Genomic DNA, 13024 nt, shown 5'->3' on the forward strand with positions numbered 1-13024 from the left:
CGGGCGAGGCGCGAATCCGCGCGCCCTCCGGCCGATTTGGCGCGGACAGCGTGCTGCCGCGACTGCGTACCGTGACCCGGGCGTCGGCCGTCCGGTGACCCCGGGCCGCGGCCGGCAGGGCGCCGACGTCAGGGCCGAGCACCCCGGGAAGCAGACGGGGGCGCCGTGCGTTGCGTCGGAGTGGTACGTCGAACGCTGTGTCGCACCAGGCACGGCAGTTGCGCGGAAGGGGCCCGATGGAAGCCGGCAGCAGGTGGACGACCTGGTGGCAGAAGCGTGATCGTCAGCGGGCGGGGGGCCCGGACGGGCCGGCCGCCGACCTCGATCAGCTGCTCGGCGCGGCCCGCGCCGGATTCCCGCTCGCGCCCGCCGCCCACCCGGCCGGCTACCGGTGCTCCTGTGACCGGGTGGCCTGTCCGGCCCCGGCGCAGCACCCGGTCTCCTTCGCCTGGCAGACCCAGGCCACCACCGACCCGGAGCAGCTCTCCCGCTGGCTCTCCCGTGATCCGGAGGCGAACTTCATCACCGCCACCGGCCGGGTGCACGACGTGCTGGACGTCCCGGCGGAGGCCGGACGGCTGGCGCTGGAGCGGCTGACGGCGCTGGGCGTCGAGGGCCCCGTCGCCGCCGTCGGCGAGGACCGCTACCTCTTCTTCACCGCCACCCGCGGCACCCCGCAGGACGAGGACGAGTGGTGGCCGAGCGCGCTCGACTCCACCCCGGACACCATGTCCGAGCACCCCGGCCTGCGCTGGCACTGCCGCGGCTCGTACACCCTGCTGCCGCCGGCCGCGCTGCCGGACGGCTCCCACGTGCGGTGGCTGCGCGGGCCCGAGCAGCCGCTGCCGGACCCGCTGCGCGTCCTGGACGTGCTCACCGACGCCTGCACCGAGGTGGGCGCCGTCGCCGAGGAGCAGTGGCTGATCGGCTAGGGCGCCCACCGGGCCGGGTGGGTCACGGCAGGGTGAGGACCTCCGCGCCGGTCGGCGTGACCACCAGGGTGTGCTCGAACTGGGCGGTGCGCTTGCGGTCCTTGGTGACGACCGTCCAGCCGTCCGGCCAGATCTCGTAGTCGTAGGTGCCCAGGGTCAGCATCGGCTCGATGGTGAAGGTCATGCCCGGCTTGATCACCTCGGTGGCCCGCTCGCTGTCGTAGTGCGGGATGATCAGGCCGGAGTGGAACGACGTGTTGATGCCGTGTCCGGTGAAGTCCCGCACCACGCCGTAGCCGAAGCGCTTGGCGTAGGACTCGATGACCCGCCCGATGACGTTGATCTGACGACCCGGCTTGACCGCCTTGATCGCCCGGTCGAGGGATTCCCGGGTGCGCTCGACCAGCAGCCGGGACTCCTCGTCCACGTCGCCGACCAGGTAGGTGGCGTTGAGGTCGCCGTGCACCCCGTGGATGTAGGCGGTGGCGTCGATGTTGACGATGTCGCCGTCCTGGAGCACGGTCGAGTCCGGGATGCCGTGGCAGATCACCTCGTTGATCGAGGTGCAGACGGACTTGGGGAAGCCCCGGTAGCCGAGGTCGGACGGGTAGGCGCCGTGGTCGCACATGTAGGCGTGGGCGACGGCGTCCAGCGCGTCGGTGGTGACGCCGGGGGCGATCAGCTTGGCCGCCTCCGCCATCGCCCGGGCGGCGATCCCGCTCGCGATCCGCATCTTCTCGATCGTCTCGGCGGTCTGCACCTCGGGCCCGGTGTACGGCGTCGGCGCGGGCTTGCCGACGTACTCGGGGCGCGCGATGTGCGCCGGGACCTTGCGGGTGGGGGACTGGATGCCGGGTACGAGAGCCATGCCGCGAGTCTAGTCGTCGGGCTCCGCGGCCCCGGGTGGTGTGCGGCCGACCCCGGGTGGTGTGCGGCCGGGCCCGGGGCGGGGAATGATCGGTACCGACCCATCCTTCTGGCCTTCTGAACGGGAGAGCGTCATGCCCCTCGGATTCAACCGCAAGCCGACCGGCAAACCCGGCGAGTGGTTCTACTGCATCAAGCACAACAAGGTCGAAGAGGGCCCGGAGTGCCCGGCGAAGGACCGCCTGGGCCCGTACGGCAGCCCCGAGGAGGCCGCCCAGGCGCTGCGGATCGCGGACGAGCGCAACCGCGAGTGGCGGAACGACCCGCGCTGGAGCGACCGGCCCAAGGACGACGCCGAGTAACCACGGCGGGACCCCGATCCCGACCCCGGTCAGGCGGTCGGCGCGGCCTCCCGTGCGGCGCGCTCGTGCTCGGCGCGCACGGCCGCGGCGTTCGGGTCGGTGCGGTCGTCGTAGGCGAGCAGCTTCGGGAGGGCGGCGGCGACCGCGAGCACGGCGACGACGCAGGCGGCACCGCCCGCCCAGACGGCGGCGCGCACGCCGACCAGCCCGGCCATGGTGCCGGCCCGGACCTGGCCGAGCTGCGGGCCGACGGAGTAGCTGAGCAGTTCCACGCCGGCCATCCGGCCGCGCAGCTCGTCGGGGATGGACTGGTTCCACATGGTCGAGCGGGCGAGCCCGCTGATCTCGTCGGCGCCGCCGGCCAGCGCCAGGCCGAGCAGCACCAGCCCGATGTGCGCGGTGAGCCCGGCGAGCGCCATCGCCGCGCCCCAGCCGACGGCGGCGACCACCAGCAGCCGCCCGTGCCGGTGGACGCGGGAGGTCCAGCCGCTGGTCGCGCCGACCAGCAGGGCGCCGAGGGCGGAGGCCGCGTACATCGGGCCGAGCGCCCAGTCCGCCCCCAACTCCGAGGCCAGGAACGGGAAGACGGCCACCGGGTAGGCGAACAGCATGGCGCAGACGTCGATCGCGTAGGTGCCGAGCAGGTCCTTGCGGCTCCACGCGTAGCGGACCCCGGTGAGCACCGCCCGGACGGACGGCCGTTCGGCGCCGGTGGGCGGCGGCACCGCCTTGATCCGGACGAGCAGCAGCAGCGAGAGGGCGAAGGAGAGGACGTCCAGCGCGTACGCGGTCTGCACCCCGGCGAAGGCCACCACGACACCGGCCAGCGCCGGGCCGGCCACCGAAGCGGCGTTGTGGTACAGCGACCTGAGGGCGAACGCCGCGGTCAGGTGCTGGTGCGGGACGAGCCGGGGGAGGAGCGAGTCCAGCGCCGGGCGCTGGATGCCGTCGGCGGCCGCGACCAGCGCGGCGACCAGGTAGATCGGCCAGAGCAGCGGGTGCGGCAGCAGGGCGTTGACCAGCAGCAGCCCGGCCAGCAGGCCGAGCGCGACCTCCGCCCGCAGCACCAGCTTCCGGCGGTCCAGGGCGTCGGCGAGGGCGCCGCCCCACAGGCCGAAGACGATCAGCGGCACCAGTTCGACGGCGCCGATCAGGCCGACCGCGAAGGAGGACCCGGTGAGTTCCTTGATCTGCATCGGCACGGCGACGAGGGTCAGGAAGCCGCCGAAACTGGTGACGCAGCCGGAGGTCCACAGGTAGCGGAAGTCGCGCGAGGCGCGCCAGGGCGACAGGTCGGGCGTCAGCGAGCGCAGCAGCCTCCGGGCGCGCCCGGGCACGGGGGGATGCGGGGGTTCGTCGACGTTCACGAACCGTCATCCTCGGGTGGCGGCCACCGCTTCCGCAAAGGGTTTTCGACCGGGGCGTGAACTTTTCGGCCGGGTGGTGAACAGGGTCACCAGCGGGTGATCGCGGGCCCCGAGGCCAGCCGCCCGGCGAGGTCGGCGAGCCGGTCCCGGACGGAGCGGCGGCCGGTCCGCTGCCCGGCGGCGACGCTGACCAGGTGCTGGGCGAGGTCGAACGGCCCCTCGGCGGCGGTGCCGACGGTCAGCCGCTCGTGCGCGAGCCGGCGGAGTTCGTCGAGGCCGTGGGGTTCGCCACGGCCACTGGAACCACCGGTCCCGCCGGACGCACCGGTCCCGTCGGGTGCGGCGAGCCCGTCCGGCCCGTCCGACTCGTCGGCGTCAGCGGAGCCCCCGTCCAGCGCGAGCACGGTCGCGCCGCGCCGCCGGGCGTCGTGCACCCGCTCCAGCAGCGCGGCGCCGGCCGCCCGGGGGACCACCACCAGCACGGTGTCGCCGCGCCCGGCCTCGGTGAGCCGCCGCAGGTCGTGGGTCAGGTGGGCCGGGGCGTCGGCCGGCGGGCTGTGCCGCAGCAGGGTGGGCGCCAGCCGGGGGACGTCCGACCAGGCGGCCTCGTCGTCCAGGTGGGCGGCCAGGTGCCAGGGTTCGTACGCCTCGGTGCCGACCAGCAGCAGCCCGCTCGCGCTGCGCCGTTCCACGGAGCGGCGCAGCGCGCCGGCGAAGCCGCCGACCTCCTCCAGCCAGCCCGTTCCCGTCAGCCGTTCCCGGAGTGCCGAAACTCTCACCGCGTCCATGCGGGCCAGGATGTCCCGCCGGGCCGGGGATTTGGCAGGATCGGCCCATGACTTCCCTCGATTCAGCGACAAACCCGGCCCACGAGGTCCCGGACGTCTCCCAGCTGGTGGTCGGTGTCCTCGGTGGCACCGGCGACCAGGGGCGAGGACTCGCCCTGCGGCTGGCCAAGGCCGGCCAGCAGGTGATCATCGGCTCCCGCGACGCCGCCCGGGCCGAGGCCTCGGCGGCCGCGCTGGGCCTCGGCGTGCGCGGCGCCGACAACGCCACCGTCGCCCGGGAGAGCGACGTGGTGATCATCGCGGTCCCGTGGGACGGCCACGCCGCCACCCTGACCGCGCTGCGCGAGGAGCTCGCGGGCAAGATCGTCGTCGACTGCGTCAACCCGCTGGGCTTCGACAAGCAGGGCGCGTACGCGCTGAAGCCGGAGGAGGGCAGCGCCGCCGAGCAGGCCGCCGCGCTGCTGCCGGACTCCCGGGTCACCGCCGCGTTCCACCACCTCTCGGCGGTGCTGCTGCAGGACGAGTCGGTGGAGAGCATCGACACCGACGTCATGGTGCTCGGCGACGACCGGGAGGCCACCGACGTCGTCCGGGGCCTGGCCGCGCGCATCCCCGGGATGCGCGGCATCTTCGCGGGCCGGCTGCGCAACGCCCACCAGGTCGAGGCGCTGGTCGCCAACCTGATCTCGGTCAACCGCCGCTACAAGGCCCACGCGGGCCTGCGGATCACCGACGTCTGAGCGGATCCGGGCAGAGGCGTGTCGACCTCACCCCTGGACCCGGTCCGGAGGTGAGGTCGGCGACAATGGGTGGCGGCCGTGACCCGGCCGCCCGCACCCGTTCTAGGAGCCCTCCGCCATGCCTCGCACGTCCCGCTTCGCCCTGGCCGCCGTCGTCCTCGCGCTCGTGGCCCTGGTGGTCTCGCTGGTCCAGGGCTTCTGGCTGGGCCTGATCTGGCTGCCGCTGGCCGGCGTGGCCAGCAACGTGCTGTGGATGGACCGCCGCCGGGCCAGGATCGCCGCCGCGACCGCGGCCGCCGCCGAGTAGCGCCGGCCGCCGAGCAGGGCTAGTTCTTCCAGAAGCTGAACAGGTACCGGCCGAGCGTCGCGTAGTCCTGGTCCACGCCGAACAGGTTCATCAGGCCGTGGACGATCCCGAAGAAGAACTCGTTCACCTGGGGCTGCCACAGCAGCGCGAACACCGCGAGCATCCCGTACGGCGCGAACGGCTCGATCGCGCGCCGGGTCTGGTACGACAGCCAGGGCTCGACGATGCCGTAGCCGTCCAGCCCGGGCACCGGCAGCAGGTTCAGCACCGCCGCGCTCAGCTGGAGGAAGCCGAGGAAGCCCAGCGCGCCGGAGAACGGCGAGATGATCAGCTCGTGGCCCTCCCAGAACGCGTGCACGGTCGGGTCGTCCAGCCAGCCCGCGCCGATCGGGACCAGCAGCGCCGCCGCGATGAGCAGGTTGACCAGCGGGCCGGCCGCCGAGATCAGGCTGTGCTTGAGCCGGCCCTGGATGCGGTGCCGCTCGATCCAGACCGAGCCGCCGGGCAGGCCGATGCCGCCGAGGATCACGAAGACGATCGGCAGCACGAAGCTGAGCAGCACGTTGGCGTACTTCAGCGGGTTGAGCGTGAGGTAGCCCTTGGCGCCGACGGAGATGTCGCCGCCGTGCAGCGCGGTGCGCGCGTGGGCGTACTCGTGCAGGCAGAGCGAGACCATCCAGCCCGCGACCACGAACAGGAACACCCCGAACGAGGCGTTGCCGTAGCCCTGGTACACCGCCCAGCCGGAGGTGCCGAGGACGGCCAGGAGCACCCAGAACACCGGGCTGATCCGGCGGTCCTCGCTGCGGGAGCGCGGCGTGGCGGCGAAGGTCATGGTGTGGGTGCTCCGTGGGCAGAGGGAACGGGAAGGACCGGCAGGGACCGATCATGCCGGGCGGGCCGGTGGCCGGACAAGCCGCCTCCGGTGAACGTCCGAGGGCCCGGGGTCGGTTCCGCCGGGGCGCCGGGCCCTGCACAATTGTGCGGCCCTTCCCCCGCCGATCGACCAGAATGGTCCGGTGCACTACGGCATCCTCGGAACCACGACGGCCCACCACGACGACGGCACCCCGGTACCGATCGGCGGCGCCCGGCTACGGGCCCTGCTCGCGGCCCTGGCCCTCCGGCAGGGCCGGCCGGTGCCGGCCGACCTGCTGGTGGACGAGGTGTGGGAGGCCGAGCCGCCCCAGGACTCCTCCGCCGCGCTCCAGACCCTGGTCGGCCGGCTGCGCCGCACCATCGGCCGGGACGAGGTCGGCTCCGGCCCGGCCGGGTACTGGCTGACCGGTCCGGCCACCGACCTCGCCGACTTCCAGCGGCTGACCGGCGAGGGCCGCCGCGCCCTGGACACCGGGGACCACGCGCTCGCCGCCGAGCGGCTGGGCGCCGCCCTGGCGCTGTGGCGCGGCCCCGCGCTGGCCGACCTGCCGGACCGCACCGGCCCGGCCGTCCGGCTGGAGGCCCAGCGCGAGGAGGCCCGCCGCCACCGGATCACCGCCGACCTCGGCCTCGGCCGCGCGGCCGACCTGGTCGCCGAGCTGGCCGAGCTGTGCGAACGGCAGCCGCTGGACGAGTCGTTGCAGCTGCTGATGATCCGGGCGCTGCACGAGAGCGGACGGACGGCCGAGGCGCTGCGCCACTACGAGCGGACCAGGCGGGCCCTGGCCGAGGAGCTCGGCGCCGACCCGGGTCGCGGACTCCAGTCCCTGTACGCCGAGTTGCTCGCCCCGGAGACGCCGGAGCCGCTCCACGCCGCGCCCGCGCCCGCACCCGCCGCCGCCGCTCCCCAACTCCCGCGCGCCGTCGGCAACCTGCGCGGCCGACTGACCAGCTTCGTCGGCCGCGAGGACGATCTCGCCGCGCTGCGCGGGATGCTGACGGACCGTCGGCTGGTGACGCTGACCGGCCCCGGCGGCTCCGGCAAGACCAGCCTCTCGACCGAGGCCGGGCGCGCCGAACAGGCCGCCGGGGGCTGGCCGGGCGGCGTCTGGGTGGCCGAACTCGCCCCGCTGGAGAGCCCGGACGCGGTGCCCGCCGCCGTGGTCTCGGCGCTCGGCCTGCGCGAGATCGTGCTGCACAGCACCAGCATGGTCGCCGAGGTGATCGAGAAGCGGGCCGAGGACCCGGTGCGCCGGCTGGTCGAGCACTGCGGCCACCGCCGGATGCTGCTCGTCCTGGACAACTGCGAGCACCTGATCCAGGCCGCCGCCGACCTCGCCGACGTCCTGCTCGCCGAGTGCCCCGGGCTGACGGTGCTCGCCACCAGCCGCGAGCCGCTGGGCGTGCCCGGGGAGACGGTGCTGCCGGTCGAGCCGCTGCCCGACCCGGTCGCGCTGCGGCTGTTCGTCGAGCGCGCCGCCGCCGCCCGTCCCGGCTTCGACCCGCAGGGCGACCCGGAGGCCTGCGCCGAGATCTGCCGCCGGCTGGACGGGCTGCCGCTGGCCATCGAACTGGCCGCGGCCCGGCTGCGGGTGATGACGGCGCGCCAGATAGCCGACCGGCTGGACGGCCGGTTCGCGCTGCTCACCGCGGGCAGCCGCACCCTGCTGCCGCGCCAGCAGACGCTGCGCGCGGTGGTCGACTGGAGCTGGGACCTGCTGGGCAAGCGGGAGCGGGCGGTGCTGCGCCGGCTCTCGGTGTTCGCGGGCGGCTGGCAGCTGGAGGACGCCGAGGCGGTCTGCGCCGACGGCGTCGAGGTGGCCCCCGGCGAGGTCGCCGACCTGCTGCTGTCGCTGGTCGACAAGTCCCTGCTGGTGGCCGACCTGGACGGGGCCAGCCTGCCGCGCTACCGGATGCTGGAGACCATCCACGAGTACGCGACCGAGCGCCTCGCCGGGTCCGCCGCCGAGCGCGCCGCCACCGAGGCCCGCCACCTGGCGCACTTCCGCACCCTGCTCGCCGCCGCCGACGCGGAGATCCACGGCCCCCGGCAGCTGCACTGGCTGACGGTGCTGGAGCGCGAGCAGGACAACATCCGGACGGCGCTGCGCCGCGCGATCGACCTGCGGGACGAGGAGCAGGCGCTGCTCCTCGCCATCGGCATGAGCTGGTACTGGTCGCTGCGCGGCTACAGCATGGAGGCGCGCACCTGGTACACCGCGATCGCCGCGCTCGGCCCGGACCCGTTCGGCCCGGACGCCCCGCGGGCGGTGCCGCTGGAGCACGGCGTGCTGGCGTACGACCTGCCGCTGCCGACGGCGGTGGTCGAGGAGGCCCGCCGGCTGCTCGCGATGTTCCGGCTGATCGGGCTGTTCGAGGGCAACCTGGACGTCCTCGGGGACCCGGAGGCGATCGAGGTCGCCCAGCGGCTGATGGACGCCTACACCCCGGACCTGCCGCAGTCCTACCGCTTCCCGGCGCTGATGCGGGTGTTCGGCGCCTTCCTGGCCGGCCGCCTGGACATGATGAAGGACCTGATGGACGACGCCGTCCAGGGCTGCGAGCAGTACGGCGGGCCGAGCGACCTGGCGTTCATCCTGCAGGTCCGGGCCAGGATGATGAACGACTGGCCGAGCGGCGCCGAGCAGAGCATCGAGGACGGCGCCCGCTCGCTGGAGCTGTACGAGCAGTCGGGCGACCTCTGGGGGATCTCCCAGGCGCTGTCCGCGCACGGCGAGTCGCTGGCCAACCGGGGCGAGGCCGCGGCCGCCGCCGAGGCGTACGCGCGGGCGATCGAGCTGATCGAGGAGCTGGGGGCGCCGCAGGAGGTGCCGATCCTGCGGGTGAACCTGGGCACCGCCCTGCTGGAGCAGGACATGGAGCACGGCGAGCGGGTCGTCCGCGAGGCGCTGGCCTCCATCGACACCCCGGGCCTCAACCAGGCCACCACCGGGGCGCTGATGTTCGGCCACCTGACGCTCTGCGGCATCCACGCCCACCGCGGCGAGTTCGCGCAGGCGCTGGCCGAGCTGGACGAGCTGGACATAGTCCGGGTCGGCGGCTTCGCGCCGAGCCTGGTGACCGGGATGCTGATGAGCGCCCGCGGCTGGATCACCGCCCGGGCCGGGGACCCGGAGGCGGGGCTCGACCTGCTGCGCGCCGGCTGGCGGCAGCTGCGGGCGGTGACGGCCGCGAGCGGCTTCGCCGAGCACATGACGGTCATGGTGGTGCCCGCGGTGACGGCGGTGCTGGGCAGCTTCGCCCAGCGCGACGGGGACCTCGGGCGGGCCCGGGCGGCGGCCGTGCTGGCCGGCGCCCACGGCGGGCTGAACGGCCCGAAGGGCGGCTACCTGGACCGGGTCGAGCGGGCGCGTTCGGAGGCGGCCCTGCGGGAGTCGCTGGGGGACGCGGGGTACGAGGAGGCCCGGGCCGGCGGGGTCGGGATGACCCAGGAGCAGGTCTTCGAGCTGCTGGAGGGGCTGCTCGGCTAGCCACGGCGCGGTCGGGCCCGGGCGGTCGGATCCCGTACAGCCGGTGCCCGTACGGCCGGTGCCCGTCCCCTGGTCACCGGCCGCACGGGCCCGTACGGCGGCCGGCGCCTGTCCGGGGCGGCCGGCCGTCCTGCCCGGCGGCCTTCCCCGGCGAGGGCCGGGGGAGCCGACGGTGGTCATGGGGGTCAGGTCCGCTTGCGGAACCGGGCGACCGCCAGCGGGGCGAAGACGGCGGTCACGGCGGCCGACCAGATCAGCACGATCATCACCGGGTGGGCCACCGGACCCGTGCCGTTGAGCAGGGAGCGGGAGGCGTCGGCCAGCGCCGAGAGCGGGTTGACCTTGGTGAAGGACTGCAGCCAGCCCGGCATGGTGTCGGTCCGGGCGAAGATCGAGCTGCCGAACTGCATCGGCATCAGGACCAGCATGGCCACGCCCTGGACGGCCTGGGCGCTGCGCAGGGCCATGCCCAGCAGCATCGAGATCCAGACGATCGACATGCCGAACAGCAGGGCCAGGCCGATCGTGGCCAGCACCTCCAGCGGTCCGGTCTTCACCTCGAAGCCGATGCACATCGCGAAGCCGATCAGGATCGCGAAGGAGAGCAGCCCGCGGAGGGTCTCGGCGACGATCTTGGACAGCAGGACGGAGGCCCGGCCGATCGGCAGCGTGCGGAAGCGGTCCATCACGCCGCTCTGGAAGTCGCTGTTGAGGCCGGTGCCGACGGCCATCGCGAGGGTGAGGCCGGTCTGCCCGAGCAGGCCGGGGATCAGGTACTGCTTGTAGGTGTCCTGGTCGCCGGCCATCGCGCCGCCGAAGACGTAGACGAACAGCACGGTGAAGATGACGGGCATCAGCACGGCGTCGAACATCGACTCCGGGTCGGCCTTGATCCGCATCAGGTTGCGCCGGGTCAGCGCGCCGACGTGGCGCAGGGTGCCGGTCAGGCCGATCCGGGAGTCCTCCGCCGGGGGCCGGGTGTCCCGGGCCCGGGAGGGGGTGAGCGTGGCGGTGGTCATGCGACGGGCTCCTTGGCGAGGCTGGGGGCGGGCACGGCGGCGGACGCGGGCTTGCCGGTGATGGCGAGGAAGACCTCGTCCAGGCTGGGCACCTTGGTGTCGATGCCGGCGATGGCGAAGCCGCGGGTGCCGAGCACGCCGATCACCGCGGTCAGCTGCTCCTCGCCGGTGATCGGCACCGCGAGCAGCCCGGTGTCGGTGGAGACGGTGGCGTTGAGGACGCCGCTCTCGTGCAGGCAGCGGGCCATCTCGGGCAGCTCGGCCGGGTGGGCCGGGCGGACCTGGAGGGTCTGGCCGCCGACCTTGGCCTTGAGCTCGGAGACGGCGCCGTTGGCGATCACCCGGCCGCGGTCGATGACGGTCAGCTCGTTCGCGAGCTGCTCCGCCTCCTCCATGTACTGGGTGGTCAGCAGCACGGTGCTGCCCTCGGCGACCATCCGCTGCACCTCGTCCCAGACCTCGTTGCGGGTGCGCGGGTCCAGGCCGGTGGTGGGCTCGTCCAGGTAGAGCACCCGGGGGCGGCCCATCATGCTGGCGGCCAGGTCGAGGCGGCGGCGCATGCCGCCGGAGTAGGTCTTGGCGGTCCGCTTGGCGGCCTCGGTGAGCGAGAAGCGCTCCAGCAGCTCGGCGGCCCGGGCCCTGGCCTCCCGGCGCGGGAGGTCCAGCAGCCGGCCGATGAGGTAGAGGTTCTCGTACCCGGAGAGCAGCTCGTCCACGGAGGCGTACTGGCCGGTGAGGCCGATCGTGCGGCGCAGCTGCTTGGGCTGGCGCAGCACGTCGTAGCCGCCGACGTACGCGGTGCCGGCGTCCGGCTTGATCAGGGTGGAGAGGACGCGCACCAGGGTGGTCTTGCCCGCGCCGTTGGGGCCGAGCAGGGCGAGCACGGTGCCCTCCCGGACGGTCAGGTCGACCCCGTCGAGGGCCTTCGTCTCGCCGTAGTGCTTGACGATGCCCCGCACCTCCACGGCGTTCCCGGAAGTGGTTCCCCGGTCGTTCGGGGCTGTCGCGATTCGTGTCATGCCCCCAGGCTGTCCGCCCCGGCTGTCAGCTCCCTGTCGGCCGGGGCGGTGCGCTGTCGGTTCGCTGTCACGCCGCTGTCAGCGGCCGCGGAGGGGCCGGGAACGGCGGCGGCCCCGCTCCCGGCGGGGGAGCGGGGCCGCCGGCGGCGGTCCTTACGTGAAGCTGTGCTCGGCCGCGGGGAAGGCGCCGGTGCGGACGTCCTGGGCGTAGGCGCGGGCGGCGTCGCCGAGGACGGTGCGCAGGTCGGCGTACTGCTTGACGAACTTGGGCACCCGGCCGGCCGTCATGCCGGCCATGTCGGTCCAGACCAGCACCTGGGCGTCGGTGTCCGGGCCGCCGCCGATGCCGACGGTCGGGATCGCCAGCTGCTCGGTGACCTGGGCGGCCAGCTCGGCCGGGACGGCCTCCAGCACGACCGCGAAGGCGCCGGACTGCTGGACGGCCTTGGCGTCGCGGAGCAGCTGGTGGGCCGCCTCGTCGCCGCGGCCCTGGACCGGGTAGCCGCCGAGGGCGTGCACGGACTGCGGGGTGAGGCCGATGTGGGCCATCACCGGGACGCCGGCCTCGACCAGCAGCTCGATCGAGCGGGCGCTGCGCTCCCCGCCCTCCAGCTTGACCGCGCCGACCCCGGCCTCCTTCATCAGCCGGGCCGCGTTGTGCATGGCCTGGGCGGGGGACTCCTGGTAGGAGCCGAACGGCAGGTCGGCGACGATCATGGACCGCTTGGTGCCGCGGACGACGGCGGCGGAGAGCATCACCATCTGATCCATGGTCACCGGGACGGTGGTCTCGTAGCCGAGGTGGCAGTTGCCCGCCGAGTCGCCGACCAGCAGCACCGGGATGCCGGCCTCGTCGAACACGCCCGCGGTGAGGGCGTCGTAGGCGGTCAGCATCGACCACTTCTCGCCGCGCTGCTTGGCGGCGGCGAGGTCGCGGACGGTGACCCGGCGGTTGGTGACCCCGCCGTAGAGGGTGGTGGTCGACGCCTGGTTCTGGGCAGGCGAAGGCGTAGAAGCGTTCATCGAACGGACTCCTGAAGGGTTGTCGTCTCGTGGCGCCGTACGGCGTCCCCGGATCACCTCCATGCTTGCACGCCCCGGCTCCGGCGCAAAGAGGGGTGCGTTCGTCCCGGTGCGATCCACGCCACACCGGGCGCGATCCGCGCCGCACCGGGTGCGCGGGCGCCCCGCGCCGGGGTGCGCGGGAGGCCCCCGAATTTGCCTGCTCTTTACGAAACGGGTTCGTCTCGTAT

Annotated in this window: 12 protein-coding genes; 5 read left to right on the top strand and 7 right to left on the bottom strand. The window is 74.1% G+C overall.

Features of this window, described 5'->3' with window-relative positions; all coding sequences use genetic code 11:
- The first annotated feature begins 236 nt into the window (after nt 1-236).
- On the top strand, nt 237-932 hold the full coding sequence (locus AMK13_RS01795; RefSeq protein WP_074000848.1) for a bifunctional DNA primase/polymerase: 696 nt from the start codon (nt 237-239) through the stop codon (nt 930-932).
- Nucleotides 933-954: 22 nt separating this feature from the next.
- On the opposite strand, the gene map is transcribed toward AMK13_RS01795, so the two are convergent.
- Nucleotides 955-1800: a type I methionyl aminopeptidase gene (gene map / locus AMK13_RS01800; protein WP_049659897.1), complete on the bottom strand. Its 846-nt coding sequence runs from the start codon at nt 1798-1800 to the stop codon at nt 955-957.
- A gap of 133 nt (nt 1801-1933) precedes the next feature.
- On the opposite strand from map, the gene AMK13_RS01805 reads away from it, so the two are divergent.
- Nucleotides 1934-2161 (top strand): hypothetical protein, encoded by a 228-nt coding sequence (locus tag AMK13_RS01805; RefSeq protein WP_074000849.1) that lies wholly within the window; start codon nt 1934-1936, stop codon nt 2159-2161.
- A 29-nt stretch (nt 2162-2190) separates the two neighbouring features.
- Here the strand turns inward: AMK13_RS01805 and AMK13_RS01810 are convergent, their stop codons facing one another.
- On the bottom strand, nt 2191-3528 hold the full coding sequence (locus AMK13_RS01810) for an MFS transporter (protein WP_074000850.1): 1338 nt from the start codon (nt 3526-3528) through the stop codon (nt 2191-2193).
- Nucleotides 3529-3614: 86 nt separating this feature from the next.
- A complete protein-coding gene (locus tag AMK13_RS01815) occupies nt 3615-4316 on the bottom strand; it encodes a hypothetical protein (RefSeq protein ID WP_074000851.1) in 702 nt (233 codons plus the stop codon).
- Between the two features lie 47 nt (nt 4317-4363).
- Here AMK13_RS01815 and npdG point away from each other — a divergent pair, with 47 nt between their 5' ends.
- Nucleotides 4364-5056 carry an NADPH-dependent F420 reductase gene (gene npdG, locus AMK13_RS01820; RefSeq protein ID WP_049660247.1) on the top strand — a complete coding sequence of 231 codons (693 nt, stop codon included), beginning with the start codon at nt 4364-4366 and terminating at the stop codon, nt 5054-5056.
- A 118-nt stretch (nt 5057-5174) separates the two neighbouring features.
- Nucleotides 5175-5363, top strand: a complete 189-nt coding sequence (locus AMK13_RS01825) for a hypothetical protein (RefSeq protein WP_074000852.1) — start codon at nt 5175-5177, stop codon at nt 5361-5363.
- Between the two features lie 19 nt (nt 5364-5382).
- Here AMK13_RS01825 and AMK13_RS01830 read toward each other — a convergent pair whose 3' ends face one another.
- Complete coding sequence (locus tag AMK13_RS01830) at nt 5383-6198, bottom strand: site-2 protease family protein (RefSeq protein ID WP_049660242.1); 816 nt, start codon at nt 6196-6198, stop codon at nt 5383-5385.
- Between the two features lie 184 nt (nt 6199-6382).
- Here AMK13_RS01830 and AMK13_RS01835 point away from each other — a divergent pair, with 184 nt between their 5' ends.
- On the top strand, nt 6383-9733 hold the full coding sequence (locus AMK13_RS01835) for an ATP-binding protein (RefSeq protein ID WP_074000853.1): 3351 nt from the start codon (nt 6383-6385) through the stop codon (nt 9731-9733).
- Nucleotides 9734-9918: 185 nt separating this feature from the next.
- Here AMK13_RS01835 and AMK13_RS01840 read toward each other — a convergent pair whose 3' ends face one another.
- The 3 genes from AMK13_RS01840 to panB all read right to left on the bottom strand — a co-directional run bounded on the left by AMK13_RS01840 (nt 9919) and on the right by panB (nt 12794).
- A complete protein-coding gene (locus AMK13_RS01840; RefSeq protein WP_074000854.1) occupies nt 9919-10752 on the bottom strand; it encodes an ABC transporter permease in 834 nt (277 codons plus the stop codon).
- A complete protein-coding gene (locus AMK13_RS01845) occupies nt 10749-11771 on the bottom strand; it encodes an ATP-binding cassette domain-containing protein (RefSeq protein ID WP_049652785.1) in 1023 nt (340 codons plus the stop codon). The genes AMK13_RS01840 and AMK13_RS01845 overlap by 4 nt, the downstream gene beginning before the upstream one ends.
- 153 nt (nt 11772-11924) lie before the next feature.
- Complete coding sequence (gene panB, locus AMK13_RS01850) at nt 11925-12794, bottom strand: 3-methyl-2-oxobutanoate hydroxymethyltransferase (protein WP_049652786.1); 870 nt, start codon at nt 12792-12794, stop codon at nt 11925-11927.
- Nucleotides 12795-13024: the final 230 nt, after the last annotated feature.

The organism is Streptomyces sp. CB02056 (assembly GCF_001905545.1).
Lineage (GTDB): Bacteria > Actinomycetota > Actinomycetes > Streptomycetales > Streptomycetaceae > Kitasatospora.